18 protein-coding genes are annotated in these 17,994 nt (G+C 71.6%); 5 read left to right on the top strand and 13 right to left on the bottom strand.

The annotated features are described in order from the left end of the window. Positions 1-8: 8 nt before the first annotated feature. Both DRV85_RS19140 and DRV85_RS06395 read right to left on the bottom strand, forming a co-directional pair. Complete coding sequence (locus tag DRV85_RS19140) at positions 9-872, bottom strand: formate/nitrite transporter family protein (protein WP_158540114.1); 864 nt, start codon at positions 870-872, stop codon at positions 9-11. A gap of 824 nt (positions 873-1,696) precedes the next feature. Beyond that, positions 1,697-2,191, bottom strand: a complete 495-nt coding sequence (locus DRV85_RS06395) for a YciE/YciF ferroxidase family protein (RefSeq protein ID WP_113288608.1) — start codon at positions 2,189-2,191, stop codon at positions 1,697-1,699. Between the two features lie 168 nt (positions 2,192-2,359). Here DRV85_RS06395 and DRV85_RS06390 point away from each other — a divergent pair, with 168 nt between their 5' ends. Beyond that, positions 2,360-2,560: a CsbD family protein gene (locus tag DRV85_RS06390; protein WP_113288607.1), complete on the top strand. Its 201-nt coding sequence runs from the start codon at positions 2,360-2,362 to the stop codon at positions 2,558-2,560. A 75-nt stretch (positions 2,561-2,635) separates the two neighbouring features. Here the strand turns inward: DRV85_RS06390 and DRV85_RS06385 are convergent, their stop codons facing one another. Continuing rightward, positions 2,636-4,105, bottom strand: a complete 1,470-nt coding sequence (locus DRV85_RS06385; RefSeq protein ID WP_113288606.1) for a Do family serine endopeptidase — start codon at positions 4,103-4,105, stop codon at positions 2,636-2,638. A 178-nt stretch (positions 4,106-4,283) separates the two neighbouring features. Here DRV85_RS06385 and DRV85_RS06380 point away from each other — a divergent pair, with 178 nt between their 5' ends. After that, a complete protein-coding gene (locus DRV85_RS06380; protein WP_233495416.1) occupies positions 4,284-4,685 on the top strand; it encodes a hypothetical protein in 402 nt (133 codons plus the stop codon). A 38-nt stretch (positions 4,686-4,723) separates the two neighbouring features. Here DRV85_RS06380 and DRV85_RS06375 read toward each other — a convergent pair whose 3' ends face one another. From DRV85_RS06375 to DRV85_RS06360, 4 genes are all read right to left on the bottom strand, one after another. Beyond that, positions 4,724-5,974 carry an AI-2E family transporter gene (locus DRV85_RS06375; protein ID WP_113288605.1) on the bottom strand — a complete coding sequence of 417 codons (1,251 nt, stop codon included), beginning with the start codon at positions 5,972-5,974 and terminating at the stop codon, positions 4,724-4,726. A gap of 8 nt (positions 5,975-5,982) precedes the next feature. Then, a complete protein-coding gene (locus DRV85_RS06370; RefSeq protein WP_113288604.1) occupies positions 5,983-6,867 on the bottom strand; it encodes an alpha/beta fold hydrolase in 885 nt (294 codons plus the stop codon). 113 nt (positions 6,868-6,980) lie between these two features. Further along, positions 6,981-8,021: a YihY/virulence factor BrkB family protein gene (locus DRV85_RS06365; protein WP_199525831.1), complete on the bottom strand. Its 1,041-nt coding sequence runs from the start codon at positions 8,019-8,021 to the stop codon at positions 6,981-6,983. Continuing rightward, positions 8,018-8,422: a DUF4112 domain-containing protein gene (locus DRV85_RS06360; RefSeq protein ID WP_233495415.1), complete on the bottom strand. Its 405-nt coding sequence runs from the start codon at positions 8,420-8,422 to the stop codon at positions 8,018-8,020. The genes DRV85_RS06365 and DRV85_RS06360 overlap by 4 nt, the downstream gene beginning before the upstream one ends. Positions 8,423-8,534: 112 nt before the next feature. Here DRV85_RS06360 and ku point away from each other — a divergent pair, with 112 nt between their 5' ends. The 3 genes from ku to DRV85_RS06345 all read left to right on the top strand — a co-directional run bounded on the left by ku (position 8,535) and on the right by DRV85_RS06345 (position 13,564). Next, complete coding sequence (gene ku, locus DRV85_RS06355) at positions 8,535-9,404, top strand: non-homologous end joining protein Ku (protein ID WP_113288603.1); 870 nt, start codon at positions 8,535-8,537, stop codon at positions 9,402-9,404. After that, complete coding sequence (ligD, locus tag DRV85_RS06350) at positions 9,404-11,860, top strand: DNA ligase D (RefSeq protein WP_113288602.1); 2,457 nt, start codon at positions 9,404-9,406, stop codon at positions 11,858-11,860. Before ku ends, ligD begins: the two co-directional genes overlap by 1 nt. Positions 11,861-11,950: 90 nt before the next feature. Beyond that, the gene (locus tag DRV85_RS06345) at positions 11,951-13,564 is read left to right on the top strand and encodes a phospholipase D family protein (RefSeq protein ID WP_113288601.1); all 1,614 of its coding nucleotides are present in this window, start codon (positions 11,951-11,953) and stop codon (positions 13,562-13,564) included. Positions 13,565-13,582: 18 nt separating this feature from the next. Here DRV85_RS06345 and DRV85_RS06340 read toward each other — a convergent pair whose 3' ends face one another. The 6 genes from DRV85_RS06340 to DRV85_RS06315 all read right to left on the bottom strand — a co-directional run bounded on the left by DRV85_RS06340 (position 13,583) and on the right by DRV85_RS06315 (position 17,932). Further along, positions 13,583-14,284, bottom strand: coding sequence for a gamma-glutamyl-gamma-aminobutyrate hydrolase family protein (locus tag DRV85_RS06340; RefSeq protein ID WP_113288600.1), 702 nt, complete (start codon positions 14,282-14,284; stop codon positions 13,583-13,585). Then, positions 14,281-15,321: an amidoligase family protein gene (locus DRV85_RS06335; RefSeq protein WP_113288599.1), complete on the bottom strand. Its 1,041-nt coding sequence runs from the start codon at positions 15,319-15,321 to the stop codon at positions 14,281-14,283. Before DRV85_RS06335 ends, DRV85_RS06340 begins: the two co-directional genes overlap by 4 nt. A 51-nt stretch (positions 15,322-15,372) precedes the next feature. Further along, positions 15,373-16,029 (bottom strand): RNA polymerase sigma factor, encoded by a 657-nt coding sequence (locus DRV85_RS06330; RefSeq protein WP_113288598.1) that lies wholly within the window; start codon positions 16,027-16,029, stop codon positions 15,373-15,375. 388 nt (positions 16,030-16,417) lie between these two features. After that, on the bottom strand, positions 16,418-17,002 hold the full coding sequence (locus DRV85_RS06325; RefSeq protein WP_113288597.1) for a DUF3618 domain-containing protein: 585 nt from the start codon (positions 17,000-17,002) through the stop codon (positions 16,418-16,420). Beyond that, positions 16,989-17,396, bottom strand: coding sequence for a phage holin family protein (locus DRV85_RS06320; protein ID WP_113288596.1), 408 nt, complete (start codon positions 17,394-17,396; stop codon positions 16,989-16,991). The genes DRV85_RS06325 and DRV85_RS06320 overlap by 14 nt, the downstream gene beginning before the upstream one ends. Further along, positions 17,393-17,932: a hypothetical protein gene (locus DRV85_RS06315; RefSeq protein WP_113288595.1), complete on the bottom strand. Its 540-nt coding sequence runs from the start codon at positions 17,930-17,932 to the stop codon at positions 17,393-17,395. Before DRV85_RS06315 ends, DRV85_RS06320 begins: the two co-directional genes overlap by 4 nt. Positions 17,933-17,994: the final 62 nt, after the last annotated feature.

The raw sequence follows: 17,994 nt of genomic DNA, 5'->3' as shown, positions 1-17,994 counted from the left end.
GCCGCCCGTCAGCCCCGGCCGGTGCGCTGCCGGTGGAGCTCGGCGCGGATCTGCGCCCAGGTCAGCAGGGTGAAGAGCACCGTGCCGCCCAGGATGTTGCCTGCGAGCGTCGGCAGAAAGACGCGGAAAACGGCCGCGCCGGGCGCGAGATCTCCAGCGAGTGCCGCGACGGCGGCCTCGACCGTGCCGGCGACGACATGGGTGAACCCGGCGAGCGCGATGACATAGGTCAGCGCCATGATCAGGGGCATGTGCGCGCGCTCGGTCGTCGACATGATCCAGACCAGCGCCGCGATCAGCCAGCCCGCACCGATGCCGCGCGCCAGCGTCTCGCCTGCGGTGAAACCCGTGCCGTGCGCGGCGATAGCGCGCGCGGCTTCCCATATCTCGGGCTGCATGCCCTGCGTGAGCCAGAGCGCCATGCCGAAACCGGCGGCGCCGACGAGATTGGCGGAAAGCACGAGCGCCCAGAGCCGCAGCAGCCCGGCGAGCGTCTCGCGGTTAGGCGTCTCGAGCGCGGGGCAGACCGCGGTGATGGTGTTCTCGGTGAAGAGCTGCATCTGCCCCTTGATGACGATCAGGAAGCCCACGGTATAGCCGAAGTTGTCGACCAGCGGCCGCCAATCGGTATCGGGCAGATGCGCCCGCAACAGCGCCTCGGTCAGCAGCGAGAAGCCGATCGCCACACCCGCCACCAGGCCGGACGCGAGCAGCGCGGCGGCCGGCCGGCCGGTCTCGCGCCGGCCGGCGCGGCGGATCACCTCGAAGACGGCGGGCGGCGAGATCGGCGTGCGGCTCTCGATCTCCTCGCGCTCGCGCGGATCGAAGGGGGCGGCGTCCCGCCGCTGGTGGTCCTGCTCGCGTTCCGGCATCGGGCCTCCTTGGGGTCGCGCGGCCAACATCCGGAGCCGGCCTCGCGTTCCTGCGCATCGTCGCGGCGGCTTCCACCCAGCGCGGGAACAAAAGGCGCATTTGGATGTTGTTCGGTTGCGCCTTTGAAAAGAGGTGCCTGTCCCTCCCCAGGGCGGTCGCGTCCCCGGCGCGGCCGCCCTCCCTTTTCGGCACATCCCGGCCAATGCGCGCGCGCCGCAGGGCGTCACGGCCTCGCCGTTCGAACGGAACCAGGATGGCGGGGGACGGGTTTCTCTTTCGTCAACCAACGATGCCCAGGAGGTCGACAATGCCTCAAGCTGAACCTGCCCGCCCGCGGCCGAAGAGCGGTTGGAAGGAAGTGCTCGGCGGCTGGCTCGAGGGCCTGTTGCCGCCAGAGCCGAAACCCGCTCCCTCGCGCATCCCGGCACGGGCGCCCGCCCAGAGCTGCAAGAAGATTCCGGGTCAGATTGCCGCACCCCGCGGCATTCGCTGACCTCACGGGAACTCGAGGCCATTCGAATTAGTTGACGGGCTGTGTCGGGTCTCGACCCGGCCGGTCCCCGGGCGGCTGTGGCATCTGTCCCCGCCGCAGTCGCCCACCTTCCCAGAATACCGACACCGCCCGAAGTAACCCCCCGCCCACAGGTGGCGGCGGTTGTCTTTGCGCAGGCGGATGCGGGACGTTTCCCCTACTGCTGACGTGCCGGTCGACACGAAGCCAGGCGCAGTGCACCGAAAAGGCCCGCGCAGCAAAGGCTGCACGGGCAGGTGGCCGACGCGTCCCAGGGATCAAGCCGCGCCGACGGTGAGGGAAAACCGGAAATCACGCCGCGTCGCGGTTCACATGTCCGGTCGCGATCTCGGTAAACTTGCGGTCGCCGTCGTAGGACTTGTCCAGGCACTCCTGCGCGGCTGCGGCATCGGAATCCAGCTTGAGCCGCTGGGCGAAGGCGCGGATCGTGCCGTAGCCTGCGATGGCGTAGTGCGCCATGCGCTGATACTCGGCGATGATCGCCGCATCGCGCGTATCCTCGTCGGTGAAACGCTCGCCGAAGACGTCCTTTTCGGATTCCGCGACGAGGCCTTCCATCGCCTTGCTGTGGCGGCCGTCCGCCTCTGCGCCGTGGGCCTTCGCGAGCTGCGCCATGGTATCGCGGCCGCGCTCGATACCCTCGACGCCGCGCTGGAGCGCGTCCTTCAGATCATCGTTGGAGGCCGCCTCGACCAGCTTGCGGGTGATGTCCTCGGATTGCTTGCAGGCGCTGTGCATGTCCTGCACCTGCTCGATATAGAGGTCTTTCAGATCATCGGTCGCCATGGCAGCGATCTCCTTCTTCCGAAACTCGGGGGCAGGCGCGGCGCGCCCGCCGTCTGTCTCTCAACGGATCGCCCGGCGCAGGGTTCCTGCCTGCAAGGGCGGAACTTCACCCGATCGCGCCGCCTTTCTTCGCAGGAAACCAAGACGACGTTGCCAAAGGAGGACGTGATGAACTGGGACCAGATCCAGGGGCGCTGGAAGGAAATGACCGGGCGCATCCGAGAGCGCTGGGGCGAACTGACCGAGGATGATGTTCAGCAGGCCGCCGGCGACCGCGAACAGCTCGAGGGCCTGATCCAGCAGCGCTACGGCAAGAGCAAGGAGCAGGCGCGCGAGGAACTCGACAAGTGGATGGCCGAGCAGCGCTGAAACCTGCCTGACATGAATGAAGCGGCCCCGCCGGATCGCTCCGGCGGGGCCTTTTTGCGTGGCGGTCGCGGGCGATCAGCTCTGGTCGCCGTCGTCGAGCCGCACCGCGACGAAGCTGTGACTGCCACCGCGGAAGACGCGCAGGAGCAGCGGCCGCTCGGACTCTTCGGCAGCGCGCGCAGCCGCGCGCAGCGCCTCGACGCCCTCGATCTCCTCGCCGTCGGCGGTCGAGATCACGTCGCCCTCGCGCAGGCCGGCGCGGGCGGCCGGGGTGCCGGGCGCGACCGACACGACATAGAGGCCGGAGACGGTGTCCGGCAGGTTCGACCGCGCGCGCAGCTCGCCGTCCACCGGGGCGACGGTGACGCCGAGGCGCGCTTGGCCGTCGTCCTGCGGGGTCTGCGGGGGAGCGGCGGCAGCGAAGAACTCTGCCGGCTGTTCGCCGATGGTCACCTCCAGCCGCTCGGGCTCGCCCTCGCGCAGCACGCTGACGCCGACCTCGCTGCCCGCCTCGAGCGCGGCCACGGCGAAGGAAAGCGCGCGCGGATCCTCGATCGGCTCGCCTGCGATCTGCGTGACGACGTCGCCTGGCCGCAGCCCGGCTTCGGCCGCAGGACTGCCCTCTGTCACATCGGCGATCAGCGCGCCGCCGGGCGCGTCTTCGGGCAGGCCGAGCGCCGCGGCGAGATTCGCGTCCACGGGCTGAAGGCGAACCCCGAGATAGCCGCGTTCCACCTCGCCGTCGTCCCGCAGGTCGGCCACCACCGACTGCGCCACGCGCGAGGGGATCGCGAAGCCGATCCCGACGTTCCCGCCCGATGGCGAGAAGATTGCCGTGTTGACCCCGACGACGTCGCCCTCCGTGTTGAAGAGCGGGCCGCCCGAGTTGCCGCTGTTGATCGCGGCGTCGGTCTGCAGGAAGTCGTCGTAGGGCCCCGAGCGGATGTCGCGCGAGCGCGCCGAGAGGATGCCCGCGGTGACCGTCGCGCGGAGGCCGAAGGGATTGCCGATGGCGACCAGCCATTCGCCCACCTGGAGATCCGAGGAGGCGCCCCAGGTGACGAAGGGCCGCGTCTCGTCGGTCTCGACCTTGAGCAGCGCGAGATCCGTGGCCGGGTCGGTGCCGACGATCGCGGCCTCGAGCCGCTCTTCGTCGGCGAGGACGACCTCGACGCTCTCGGCGCCCTGCACCACATGGTTGTTCGTCACCACGTAGCCGTCAGCAGACACGAAGAAGCCCGAGCCCTGCGCGCGCATCGGGCCTGGCGGCTGCTGCGGCATCGGTGCGCCGAAGAAGTCCTCGAAGCCCGGCGGCAGGCGCGGTCCGCGTTCCGGCCCGCCGGCACGCGCGGGCGCCGTGGACAGGATGCCGACAACGGCGGGCAGCTTGTCGGCGACCATCTCCTGAAAGCCGGCCGGCGTGTCGTAGTCGGCGCCCGGCGCCGTGCCCTGCACGGATTGCTGCGCGGCGAGCGGCTGCGCGGCCGCGAAGAGCGCGACGAGCGCCGCCGCGCTTTTGGGGCGGCGAAGCACGAAGTCTGGCATGAAGGTGTCTCCTCCTGGTCCTTTGGAAAAACGGTGTCGGACTCTCAATCCACGGGCATGGCGGATGTTCCGGGCGCGGGGCGGTCCGTGCGCCGCGGAAACCGCGGCGGGGCTGGCGCGTTCTCTCATCGGCCGGACCGGCCACCGCGACGACCTGCGCAGAGGAAGGAGGCGCGCCATGTCCGACGACCGAACAGACCCGGCAACGCCCGGGGCGGAGATCGATCCCGCGCAGGAGGCCCGCGCGCCGATGACACGCGAAGAGATCGTGCAGATGCATCGCCGCCGGCGCAAGGAAGAGCCCGCCGCGGCGGCGATCGAACCGGATGCAGAGGCCGGCAACCCGACGGGCCGCTATGCCGGACAGCCGGTGGAACGCGACGGCGACGGCAACCCGGTCGATCCGGCGCGCCGCGATCCGGCCGACCTGCGCGCGGGGCCTGGCGACGCAGGTGCCCAGCGAAAGCCGCGGGTGCTGCCCGAGAAGGTCGCGGCGCGCGACAGGGACAGCTGGCGCCGCGCGCTTCTGGTCGTCGCCGCGGGGTCGGTGATCCTCGGCGCGCTTTTCGTGCTGATCTGATCCACAAGGCGCCGGCGCGGCACCCCGGCCGCACCGGCTCACCGCGCCATGGCCTCCATCAGGCGGTCTTCGTCCGGCTGGTCCGACAGCAAGAGGGCGATGGGGCGCAGGGCAGGAACATGCGCGAAGCCCACCATGAGTGCCGTCGTCATCGGCACCGCCAGAAGGGCGCCCGCGATCCCCCAGATCCAGCCCCAGACAAGGATCGCCACGAGCACGACGAGCGGTGAAATCGCGATCTGCCGGCCCTGCAGCCGCGGATCGACGAAGTTTCCGATCACCTGTTCGATCACGAACAGCCCCGTCCCCACCAGCAGCGCGGTGCCGAGATCGCCGGTGGCGAGAATGTAGAGCGCCGGCAGCACGCCCGAGATCACCGAGCCGAGGTTCGGAATGAAGCTGAGCAGGAAGGTCAGCATCGCCCAGACGACGAGCAGATCGACCCCGAAAAGCATCAGCCAGCCTGCGTAGAGCGCTGCCGAGAGCGCCCCCATCGCCGCGCGCATCAGCAGGAAACCCCGCAGCTTGCGCGACAGGGCGTCGAAGGTCGCCCGCCACTCTTCCTGCCCGCGCCCCGGCCAGATCGCGCCGAGTTTCTGCGTCCAGAGCGACGACTCGCTCAGCACCAGCAGGACCATGAAGACGATGATCACCGTCGCCGCGACGAAGGTGCCCACCATGCCCGCGATCGTCGCCGCGAGGCCGGAGGCGGCATTCACCATCCAGCTGCCGGCCATCGAGCCGAACTCGTTGACAAGGTCTCGGGCCGTGGCGCTCATTTCCTGCAGCTGCCCCGCGTCCTCGTCGTCCGTGGCGCGGGCGGGGGCGTTCCGGGCCTGCTGGTCCTGCCGTGCCTCGGGGGAATCGGATGCCGCGCCGGAGGCGGTCTCCGGCGCGCGTCCGATGCTTTCCTCCAGCATGCGCATCGCCGCGGCATCCTCGGGCAGATACGCCGCGAGGTTGTCGGCCAGCGTCGGGATCTCCTGGCTCACCTGACGGGCGCTGTAGAGGAGCCCCGCGAAGAAGGCCGCCAGCACAACCAGCAGGACGAGGATCACCGCTGCGCGTCCCAGCCAGGCGAGCGGCCGTGGCAAGTGCCCGGAGATGATGCGTTCGAGCGGTGCCAGCGCAGCGGCCAGGAAGAGCGCGGAGACGATTGGCACCGCGACGACGGTCGTCGCGCGAAGCGCCCAGCCCAGCAGAAGCGCGAGAATCCCCGCCAGCAGCCACGGCAGCGCCCGGCGGCCGGGCGTCGTGCCCGTCTCGGTCTTGTCCGGCGTCTCCGGCATGGCGCTCCTCAGACCTCGGCCGGCGCGCGTGTCGCGCAGCCCTCGGTCGGGGCCGCGGCATCGTCGAGCCAGGCGCGGACGGTCATCGCGAAACGGCGCGGCGCGGTGAGCATCGGCAGATGCCCGGTGTCGGCGATGCGGGCCACCGCCGCGGGCAGTTCTCGGGCGAGCGCCATCTGATGCGCGAAGGCGACGACAGGGTCGCGCGCACAGATCACCACGGTGACCGGCCGCTCGATGGACCGGAAGCTGTCCAGCGCGCTCTGGCCGCGCGCCCAGGCCGCCAGCGCCTGGATCGTGCGGGGGCTGCCCGTCGCCAGTTCGGTCCGCATCGCTGCGGGCACCTTGCGCAGCCGCTCGCCGGGCGCGAGCGAGGAGGTCATCCAGGCCGCGAAGCGGTCCGCATCCGCGAGCCAGCGCCGCATCAGCACCTGCGCCGAAACCGGTCCCAGCAGGGGCATCCCCGTGACGACCCGCGTGCGCAGACTCGGCCGCTTGCCGCAATCGCCGGCATGGATCGCCCCTACGACCATCACGCGCTCGACGAGTTCGGGCCGCTCGCGCGCGATCAGAAGCGCCAGATAGCCGCCCAGCGAATGACCGATCAGCCGCACCCGGCGGCCGCCGGTGCGGGTCTCGATCTCGTCGGCCATGTGACGGGCGAGCGCGACCTCGCTGCCCAGAAGCGGCAAGGCCTGCGGCAGACGGGCCGCATCGCCGCGATGACCGGGCAGGGGGGGCGCGTAATGCTCGCCGAGATCGAGCGCCTCGGAGAGCGGCTCCCACAGTGCGGGGCTTTCGAGCAGCCCGTGCAGCATGACGACAGGTCCGCCCTGCGCCCCCGGCGCGGCGCGGCCGGCAGTCGTCTCGCCACGGGTGAAATGCTCTCCCATGCCCGTCCCTCCGGAGCGTTGGATGTCGGCGCTGCCGCGCAGCGTGCGGGCGGCAGGGTGAGAACCCTTCGCGCTCGGGATTGTTCCGTGGCGCCGGAGGGCGCAGCCGCGCCTCACGGCTTCCGCCCGAGCGTGTCGGCCATGTAGGCGCCGCGTTCGCCCATCGGGCGGACCGGCTTGCGCGTGGTGTCGCGGCGCGTCTGGTGCTCCATCTCGGCGTTGAGCTGCGCGCCCAGAAGCACAACGAAGCTCGACAGCCACATCCACAGCAGCAGGATCACCACGCCGGCGAGCGCGCCGTAGGTCGGATTGTAGGCGCCGAAATTACGCACGTAGAGCGAGAAGAGCACGGAGCCCGCGACCCACAGGGCGGTGGCCACCACCGCGCCGGGGGAGGCCCAGCTCCAGCGGGGTGGCGTGCGCGCCGGCGCGTAGCGATAGACGAGCGCCAGCGAGACCATCGCGAAGAGCGCCATGACGGGCCAGCGCGCCCAGCTCGCCAGGGCCTCGGCCCAGCCGCTGCCCGGCAGCGCCGCGGCGAGCGCTGGCAGGGCGAGCGTCACCCCCAGCGCGACCAGAGCGAGCACCACCAGCACGAGGGTGATCGCGACGGCCACGAGGTTGCGTTTGATGATCCCGCGCGTCTCTTCCTCGGCGTGGGCCATGTTGATGCCGTCGATCAGGTTGTTCACCCCGCGCGAGGCCGAGAAGAGCGAGATCGCGAGGCTGACCAGCGCGGCAAGGCCGAGGCTGCCCTCGGCGCGGCCGGTGATCGTCGTCGCCTGGCTTTCGACCACGTCGACCGCGGCGGCGGGCGCGATGGTGCGCAGGGCCTCGATCTGGTCGGCGACGAGGCCCGGCTCGAAGAACATCGCCGCAAGCGCCGCCACCGCCGCGATCGCCGGAAAGAGCGCGACGAGCGCGAAGAAGGCCACGCCGGCGGCCATCAGCGAGACGTAATCTCGCCCGATGCGGGCGCCGATGCGCCACAGGATGTCGCGCCAGCCCTTCAGCGGGATGCGGTGCGGCCAGCGCGCCTCGCGCCCGCGGCCGGATTCGGGCGGCGCTTCGGCCGGCGGCGTCTCTTCGCGCAGGTGCGCGGCGTCGGCATGCGGACCCTCACGCGGCGGTTCGTCGTTCTGGTCTCCGCTCAATCTGTGGCCTCCGCACGAGCGCCGAGTTCGTCGCGCAGCAGCCGGATGTTGCGCAGGTTGCCCTTGAAGCCGATGTCGAAGAGATCGCCCACCAGCGGCACGGTGCCGATCAGGTAGTCGATGCCGGTGTTGCCCACCATTCGCGCGAGCACGCGCCTGCGCGCGCCGAGTTGCCATCCGCGCAGGATCACATAGGCCGAGGGCAGCGCGGCCAGCGTGTCGCCCACGCCCGGGATCAGCCCGACGAGCCCGTCGAGGCCCACGCGCACGCCCACGACCGGAATGCGCCAGCGCGCGTCGAGCGTGTGGGCGAGCCGCGCCAGCCGCTCCAGTTCGCGCGCACGCTCGGGCGCCATGGCGTCGGTCTCCGGCATCGGTGGCAGGGTGTCGGCTCGGGCCATCGCCCTCCTCCTGACTTGTCCGTAGAACGGCGCATCGCGCGCGTCGGTTCCGCCTCCGGGGGAACCATCCGGTGCCGTCGCCGCTTGGGCCATAGGCAACGACGGAGGCAGCATGGCGCCCCGCCCGGTCTGGAAAGGGCAGCTTCGGCTGTCGCTCGTGTCGATCCCGGTCGAGCTCTACTCGGCGCAGTCGAGAGGCGCGCGCCCCGCCTTCCGGCAGATTCATGCCCCCTCGGGCAAGCCCGTGCGCTATGAAAGAACCGTCCCCGGAATCGGCCCCGTCGAGGCCGGGGACATCGTGAAGGGCTACGACACGGGCGAGGGGGACTACATGCTGATCGAGCCCGAGGAGGTCGAGGCGATCAAGCTCGAGACGAAGAAGACGCTCGAGCTGGTGCAATTCGTCGATTCCTGCGAGATCCCGCCGATCTATTTCGACAGGCCCTATTACCTGGTTCCCGCCGACGATCTGGCCGAGGAGTCCTATCGCGTCCTGCGCGACGCGCTGCGCCAATCCGGCAAGGCAGGACTGGGTCAGGTCGCGATGCGCGGGCGGGAATACCTGACCGCGCTCAGACCCTGCGGCGACGGTCTGCTGCTCGAGACGCTGCATTACCCCGACGAGATCCGCGAGGCCGAGCCGTTCTTCGCCTCTGTCGAGGACGAGAAGGCCGACGAGGAGCTGCTCGATCTCGCCACCACGCTGATCGACCGCAAGACGGCCGCCTTCGACGCCTCCGCCTACGAGGACCGCTATGCCGAGGCGCTGAAGGATCTGATCGAGACGAAACGCAAGAGCGGCAAGACCCCGCGCGTCGAGCGCGGCGAAAGCGGTGGCAGACGCGAGGGAGAGAACGTCGTGGACCTGATGGGCGCGCTCAAGGAGAGCCTGGAGAAGGACAAAAGCCGCGGGACGGGGTCGAAGTCCGCCTCGTCCGGCAGGTCGCCGAAGCGCTCCGGCAAGCGGCGGAAGGCATCGTGATGAGCTCCGGCGATCGCCTCTCCGAGTACAACGCGCGCCGCGACTTCGATCGCACCGCCGAGCCCGAGGGGCATGCGGCCGCCTCCGACGGTGACGGCCTCCGCTTCGTCGTGCAGAAGCACGACGCCTCCACCCTGCACTACGACTTCCGCATCGAGTGGGACGGCGCGCTCCTGAGCTGGGCGGTGACCAAGGGGCCGAGCCGCGACCCCTCGCAAAAGCGGCTCGCCGTCCGCACCGAGGACCATCCTCTCTCCTACGCCGAGTTCGAGGGCACCATCCCCGAGGGCGAATACGGCGCGGGCACCGTCATGCTCTGGGACGAGGGCACCTGGGAGCCGCGCTGCGACGTGGAGGAGGGGCTCGACAAGGGCGAGCTCAAGATGGAGCTCCACGGCGAGCGCATGAAGGGCAAGTGGGTGCTCGTCCACATGCGAAGCGACGACAAGCGCGAGAACTGGCTGCTCATCAAGGAAAGGGACAATTACACCGGCAATCCCGACACGCTGGTCGAGAACAACAAGACCTCGGTGCGCACGGGCCGCAGCATGGAGGGAATCGCGAAGGGGGACCCGCCCGCGGACGATCCGCCCGTCCGCAGCCACGCGGCCCCGGCCTTTCGCAAGCCGCAGCTCGCCACGCTGGTGGATGCGGCCCCCGAGGGCGACGACTGGTGGCACGAGACGAAGTTCGACGGCTACCGGGCGCTGGTCTCGATCGGAAAGGGCGGCACGCGGATCTTCAGCCGGTCCGGCAAGGACTGGACCGACACCTTCGCCGCGCTCGAGGGCGCCTTCGACCCGCTCGACTGCGACTCGGCGCTGATCGACGGCGAGGTGATGGCGGCGGAGATCGAGGGCTCGCCCTTCTCCTCGCTGCAGCGCGCGCTCTCCGAGGGCGGGGCGCTCGTCTACTACGCCTTCGATCTGCTTTCGCTCGACGGCGAGGATCTGACGGACCATCCTCTCTCGGAGCGGCGCGAGCGTCTGTCCGGCCTCTTCTCGGGCATCCCCGCCACGGCCGGCGCGGTCCGCATGACCCAGCATGTCGAGGGGCACGGGCCCGAGGCGCACAGGGCCGCCTGCCGGGAAGGCGCGGAAGGCATCATCTCCAAGAAGGCCGACGCCCCCTATCGCGGCACGCGCACCAGAAGCTGGCTGAAGGTCAAATGCGCGAAACAGCAGGAATTCGTCGTCGGCGGCTACGCACCCTCGGACAAGGCGGAGCGGCCCTTCGCCTCGCTGCTGCTCGGGGCCTACCGCGATGGCGAGCTGATCTATCGCGGGCGGGTCGGAACCGGCTTTTCCGAGGACGACCTCGAGCGGCTGTCACGCAAGTTCCGCGGGCGCAAGACTTCGCCCTTCGCGGATGTGCCGAAGCAGGTCCGCCGCGACGCCTGCTGGGTCACGCCCGACGTCGTGGCAGAGGTGGCCTTCACCGAGTTCACCGCCGACGGCTACGTTCGCCACGCGAGCTTTCTGGGCGAACGCCGCGACAAGTCGGCGCGCGAGGTGCAGGACGAAACCCCGGCGGAGGTGGAAGAGATGACCGAGGAAGCCACCGTCGCCGGGATCGCGATCACGCATCCCGGCCGCGAGATGTTTCCCGAAGCGGGCTGCACCAAGCTGGACATCGCGCGACACTACGAGCGCGTGGGCCCGCGCATGGCGCCGCTGATCGCGGATCACCCCGTGTCCCTGGTGCGCTGCCCGGACGGGATCGACGGCGACTGCTTCTATCAGAAGCACGGGCGCAAGGGCTTTCCGGAGGCGCTGGACCGTGTCGAGATCGAGGAGAAGGACGGCGGAACCGCGGAATATCTCACCGCCGACGATACCGCGGCGCTGATCGCGGCGACGCAGATGGGCACGATCGAGTTTCACATCTGGAACGCCCGCACCGACCGGCTGGAGCGGCCAGACCGCATGGTCTTCGATCTCGATCCCGACGAAGGGGTGGAATGGCGGGATGTGCGTCAGGCGGCCTTCGACATCCGCGACCACCTGGACGCGATGGAGCTCGACTGCGGCGCGCTCGTCACCGGCGGCAAGGGCATCCACGTCTGGATGGCGCTGCGCCGCATCTCCGGCTGGGACAGGGTCAAGGGCTTTGCCGAGACCTTCGCCCGCGCGCTCGCGGACCGCGAGCCGGAGCGCTTCACCGCCACCATGTCGAAGCAGAAGCGCAAGGGCCGCATCTTCATCGACTGGCTGCGGAACGAGCGCGGCGCCACCGCGATCGCGCCCTATTCGATGCGGGCGCGTCCCGGCGCGCCCGTGGCCGTGCCGGTGACCTGGGACGAGCTGGGCGCGCTGGATGCGCCCGATTGCTTCCGCATGGCCGACATGGCGGATCGGCTCGACGGCCCCTGTCCCTACGCGGCGCAGGCCGACCGGCTGCAATCCATCGGCGCGCAGGCGATCGAGCGACTCGAGGACTGGATCGCCGGGAGCTGAAAGTCCGTCGCCGCGCTGAAAGGAACCTGCACCGCCGCCGGGGTCTTGCCTCCACGTGCCACGGACGAACGAGGCGGGAGACGACGGCACATGCAGGACACTCCGAACCGTGCGCAAGACCGCCGCGGCCGGCCGGGCGGCGTGCCGGCGCCGGCCGCGCCCGGCGGCTACGACGATCTGCGTGTGATGCTGACGGCGGAAGAGGCCTTTCCCTGTCTCGAGCAGATGTTTCTTTCCGCCGAGCGGCGGATCGTGGCCGGCTTTCGCATCTTCGATCCGACGACGCAGCTGCAGTCGGCGGAGGCGCGATCGCGTTTCGACGACTGGTGCGGGCTCGTGATCGACACGCTCGCGCGCGGCGTGCAGGTGCGCCTCGTGCTGAGCGACTTCGATCCGGTCGCCGCGCCGGATCTGCACCGGCGCGCGCACAAGAGCGCGCGCCTGTTCCAGGAGGCGGCGGAACGCGCCGGCGTGGCGCAAGAGCTCGAGATCCGGGTGGCGATGCACCCCGCCGAGGTGGGGCCGGTCTTCCGCGTCGTCTTCGCGCCGCTCGCGCGCCGCTACCTCGCCCGCACGGCGCGGCACCTCAACGCGCTGACGCGGGCGGAGCGCGCGGAATGGCTCACCGATGCGGTGGCGCTTCGCGGGTGGGTCACCGAAACCCGCGAAGGACGGCTGCGGCGCCGCCGCTCGGCGCTTCCGCCGCTCCGGCCCTGCACCCATCACCAGAAGCTCGCCGTGGCAGACGGCGAACGGCTCTTCATCGGCGGGCTCGACCTCGACGACAGGCGTGCCGACGGGCTGGGGCACTACCAGTCCGCGGGGCAGACATGGCACGACGTGGCGCTGAGCCTGTCCGGGCCCGTGGCGGCCTCGGCCGAGGCCCATCTCGACAGGTTTCTCGAGGAGCTCGACGGACGTCGGACGCCTGCGCCGCGCCCCGGCCTGCTGCGCACCCTCGCGCGCCGCCGGCGCGGCCCGGCGCGGCTTCGCCTCGGGCCGAAGCCCGTGGCCCGTGAGATCTACGACCGCACGCTCGCCGAAGTGGAGGGCGCACAGCAACTCGTATACTTCGAGTCGCAGTTCCTGCGGGATCTTCGCTTTGCGAGCGCGCTCGCGCGGCGGGCCCGCGAGGCGCCCGGGCTCCGGCTGATCGTGGTGCTGCCGGCCGCGCCGGAGCCCGCCGCCTTTCTCGGCGACACGGGGCTATCCGTGCGCTTCGGCGAACATCTCCAGGCGCGCTGCGTCGAGAGGGTCAAGACGGCCTTTGGCGCGCGCGCGACCTTCGTCTCGCCGGCGCAGCCACGCGCGCGGCCACCTGATGGCACGCGCGCCGTGATCCACGACGCGCCGATCGTCTATGTTCACGCGAAGGTGTCGGTCTTCGACGGGCGCACGGCGGTCGTTTCCTCGGCCAACCTCAACGGGCGCTCGCACCGCTGGGATACGGAAGCCGGGGTCGCGCTCGAGGCACCCGACCAGGCGGCGTTCCTGCAGGAGCGTCTGATGCGCCACTGGCTTCCAGAGGATGCCGGGCCGGAGCTGTTCGATCCACAGGCCGCGCCCGAAGCCTGGGCGCGGCTGGCCGAGGACAATGCCGCAAGCCGCCCGGACGAGCGGCGCGGCTTTCTCCTGCCCTTTCCGCGCAAGGCGCCGCGCCGCTTCGGCCGGCCGATCCCCTTTCTGCCGCAGGAAATGATGTGAGTGCGGCGCCGCGCGCCGTCAGGCGGTCGCCGGGGCGCCGAGGGCGCGATGCGAAGCCGCCTCGGTCAGCGCAGCGAAGATCTGACGCTGCTGGCGCTTGTAGAAGAGGTGCTCCGGATGCCACTGCACGCCCAGCGCGAAGGGCGGTGCGGGGCGCTCGATGGCCTGCACCATGCCGCCGGAATCCGTCGCGGCGATCCGCAGGCCCGCGCCGAGGCGATCGACCGCCTGCGTGTGCAGCGCGTTCACCCACATCTCTTCGCGGCCCGCGAGCCTCGCCAGCATCGTGCCGGCGCAGGCCCGCACCCGGCGGCGCGGCAGGATCGTCTTGTAACGGTGCGAACCGGGATAGGCGGCGTAGGCATCCGCGTGCAGCGTGCCGCCCAGAGCCACGTTGAGCATCTGTGCGCCGCGGCAGATCCCCAGCACGGGGATTCCCCGCTCGAGCGCCTCCTCCGCGAGGCGCCGCTCGAGGGCGTCGCGCGCCGGGTCGAGCCGCACCTCGGCGCGGATCTCGCCACCGTAGAGCGCGGGCGAGATGTCGTCGCCGCCGCCGATCACGAGGCCGTCCACCGTGTCGAGCTCTGCCGCCCGCCCGGTGCCCCAGCGCACGGCGCGGCCGCCGGCGAGCCAGATGTTGAGCGCGACCAGCGGAAAGATCCGCCAGCCCGAGCGTGCCGAGGTGGTCACGGCGATGCGTGGGCGCACCGAAGCGGTCATGCGGCCCCCGGCCCGGGTCCGCCGCGGGGCGCGAGGGCCGCGAAGCTTCCAAGTGCCTGCGTGACCGGCGCGCCCTCGTCCGCCCGGTCGGCGAAGGGGGAGGCCGCCGCGGCTTCCTGCCGCGCCGCCGCGACACGCGCCGCGAGCGTGTTCTCCGACGCCACGCGCTCGACCAGCCACCAGCGCCGCCAGTCGTAGGACAGGCTCCACTCCGGCTCGCCGATCCGGCTTTCAGGCATGCGGAAGTGGTAGGCGGGCCGCGCCGCCACTGCCCCCGCGGCGGCGGCGGCGTGCCGCGCGAACCGTTCCGGCGCGAGATGGGCATAGGCCGGCATGAGATCGAGCCCGTGGTTGCGCGAGGTCAGATGCGCGTCGATCAGGTCGAAAAGCCGCGCGGGCGGATCCGAGGGCGCGAGCGCTGCGAGCGCCTCGACGAAGGCCGCGGGGAAAGGCGCGGTGAAGGGCAGGACGCGGCGGCTCAGGTCGAGCGGATCGCGCGCGCGCAACCAGTCCTCGAGCAGCGCGAAGGCGCGCGCAACGCGCAGCAGGTCGCGGCCGGTCTCGGGATCTGCGAGCGCGATGTTGAGGTGCAGCCCGAAGCCGTGCAGCAGATGCGCCCGCGAGCCTTCGGCTCCAGCAGCCGCGAGTTCGGCGACCAGCGCATCGATCTCGGGCAGGCGCGTCTGCGGCAGCGGCTCGGTGACGATCTCGATCGGCACCACCTGCCGCGCCACGGCGACGCCCATCTCGGCGGCCCTGTCGCTTCCGCCCGGCCGCCAGGCGCTGTCGAGGTAGATCTTCAGATTGCCCACCCGGCTGCCCTCCAGCCTCCATTCGCTCGCCGAGACCTGCCGGAGGTCTCCGCCGAAGCGATCCTCGCAGATTTCGGCGGCCCGCTCGGGTGGCAGGGCTCCGAATTCCACCTCGATGCCCACCGGCCGCGGCGCGCCGGGCCCCTCCGGCAGATCGGGCAGCACCGGAAAGCGCGCCGCGGGTGGCGCCGTTGGCAGCGTCCTGGGGTGCGAGGTATCGGCCATGCGGGCAAGGGTAGGCGACCGCGCGTCGCGCGTCCAACGCCGCGCGGGGTCTCAGCCGGCGTTGCGGCCGTTCTGCGCCACGACTGCCGAGGTGATCGGATCGGTGGCCTCGGTCGCCTGCCGCCCGTCCAGCCCCATGAGTTCGGCGAGCCGGGCGCGGCCGCGGTTCAGGCGGCTCTTGATCGTGCCGACGCGGACGCCGCACATCGCCGCCGCGTCCTCGTAGGAATGCTGGAGCGCCCCGACGAGGATCAGCACCTCACGCTGCTCGTCGCTCAACTGCGCAAAGGCCCGGCGGAAATCGCGCAGGTTCAGCCGCCCGTCGTGCGAGGGCTTCACCGCGAGATCGCCCGCGCGCTCGCCGTCCTCGTCGGCGACCTCGCGGCGGGCCTTTCGGCGCTCGGAATAGAAGGTGTTGCGCAGGATGGTGAAGAGCCAGGCGCGCATGTTGGTCCCGGGCGTGAAGCTGCCCAGGTTGGACCAGGCCTTCATCAGCGTCTCCTGCACAAGGTCGTCGGCCTGGGTTCCGTCGCGGGTGAGGCTGATCGCGAAGGCGCGCAGCGCCCGGACTTCTTCGAGCATCTCCTGCTGCAGGGCATCGCGCGTCGCGCGATCGGGCTGGGCGCGTCGCTGCGGACGGCCGGAGCGAGCGGCGCCGCGCGCTTCTGCGACCGCGGCGCGTGCGGGTTCCGTCCATCTTGCGGTCATGCCAGCACCTCCCTTGCACGCGCGAGCTGGCGAAAGCGGTGAGGCCGGAGCGCCCGTGGCGCCTCTGTGCCCCGGTCTCGCGGGGCGTTCCGCGTTCCGGTCGGTCACGCCCGCCTTCTCGGCATCGCATTCGTTCAACTCGCGCGGCGCGTGCGGTGTTCCGCCGCACAGGGAGACCGGCGAATATCCGCGCACCGGCTGTCTCGGCGCGCTCCGGTGGACTGTCAGGGGTGCGGCGCGTGGGGGTGCGAGGGGCAAGAGTGGAGGCAGTCGCACGTTGGCAGCACCGTGGGCCGCCGTCCGGGGCTCCGCGCGGTCGAGCCGAACGAGGCGGCGTCGGGCACCGCAGCTCCGTCGCGTTTAGAGCGAGGCCCGATGGCGCGCGCGATCAGACGTCTTCGCGTGCCGCCGCCGCGGACGGCATCGCCGGCGCCTGCACGCGGTCGCGTCCGGCCAGCGCCTCGCCGCGCTCGGCGCGTGCGCGCTCGAGCTGCCAGACGGTCTCCGCCCGGCCGGCGGCGATGCGCGCCTCGATGTCAAGCGCCTCCTCGGGCCGCGCCTCGCCGCGCCGCCGCGCCGCCGCGAAGACGGCCGCGCCGAGCGCGCCGCCCGCAAGTGCGGCCAGGCTTCCGGCCAGCACGGGATGCGCCTGCGTCTCGCGGCGCAGGTGCCGGCCGATGCCCTCGCCGGAGTCGGCTTGCGCGGAGTCGGCCGTGTCTGCGGTCTGCGACCTTCCGGCCGCCAGCCAGGCCAGGCCACCCAGCAGCATCGCCGTGGCCCCCGGGTTGCGCGCGAGCCTGCGCGCTGTCAGCTTCGCGAGGTCGGGCCCCTCCTTGCGCAGAGCCTCGCCTGCCGCCGCGACGAGCGCGCTCGGCGCGGCGCGCGACTGAAGCTCTTCCACCGTAGCGGCCAGCGCCGCGCGCCGCTTGGCGATGTCGCGCGCAATGGTCTCGGGGCTTTCAGTGTCCGGCATCTGCCGCCTCCTTCACCCGGCGCGCATCCTCGCGGAGGCTTTCGCCCACCCGCTCGGGCGCGAGGCGCGCACGGTCGAGATCGCGCAGGCCGCGCCATGCGACGACCAAGGCGACCAGCGCGAGCGCCCCGCCCACGAGCACGGCGGCCCACCCAGGCGTGAGCCCCGAGCGCTCCAGAGCCAGCACGGCCGCTTCGGCCAGCACGTCGAGCGCGGTGATCGCGAGCAGCAGGGCGACGGCCAGCAGGCCCAGCGCGGCGCCAGCGCTCCGCAGGCTTCGATCCGCCTCGGCCCGCGCCAGATCCAGTTCCCGGCGCAGAAGGCCGCGCGCCTGGTCGAACGCCTGCACGAGGAGCGCGGCGGCGGAACGGCGGGGAGGTTCCTGCTCGCTCATGGGCCGTCATCCTCCCCGGTGCCGGTCTGCGGCGAGACTGCGCCGGCGGGACCGCCGAAGCCCGCAGAGGTCGCCGATTGCGACGGCCCGGGTGCGGCGTCGGACGCATCGGCACGATCCGCGGCGCGCAGGAGCCGCGCCGCGGCGAAGCCCAGCGCCGCAGCGCCTGCCAGGAACGCCATCGGGTGGCGCTGCGCGAAACGGTCGACGCCGTGAACCATGCTTTCCAGATCGAGCGCGTGTAGACGTTCGGCGGTATCTTCCAGGAACTGCGCGATGCTCCTGAGCGCCTTCGCCTCGACGCTGTCGGCGCCGAACTCTGCCGCGGCATCCTCGGCGGCGCGGGCGGCGTTCGCGGCCTCGGCGGCCGCGTCGTCGGCGGCCTGCGACACGCGGGCATTCGCCTCTTCCCGCGCGCGGCGACCGGCCTCGTCCAGCGAGCGGGCGGCCGCTTCGCGGGCCTCAGCGACCGCGTCGCGCGCCTCTTCGGTGACAGCCTGTGCCGCAGCCTCGGCCTCTCGTGTGGGATCGGTCATGCGTGCCTCCTTCAGGCGGTGTCGGGCGATGCGGAGATGACCGGCCCCGGAGGCCGGTCGCG

The organism is Rhodosalinus halophilus, assembly GCF_003298775.1.
GTDB lineage: Bacteria > Pseudomonadota > Alphaproteobacteria > Rhodobacterales > Rhodobacteraceae > Rhodosalinus > Rhodosalinus halophilus.
Note: the sequence above shows the minus strand (reverse complement) of the source record. Positions and strands in the feature narration are given on the sequence as shown.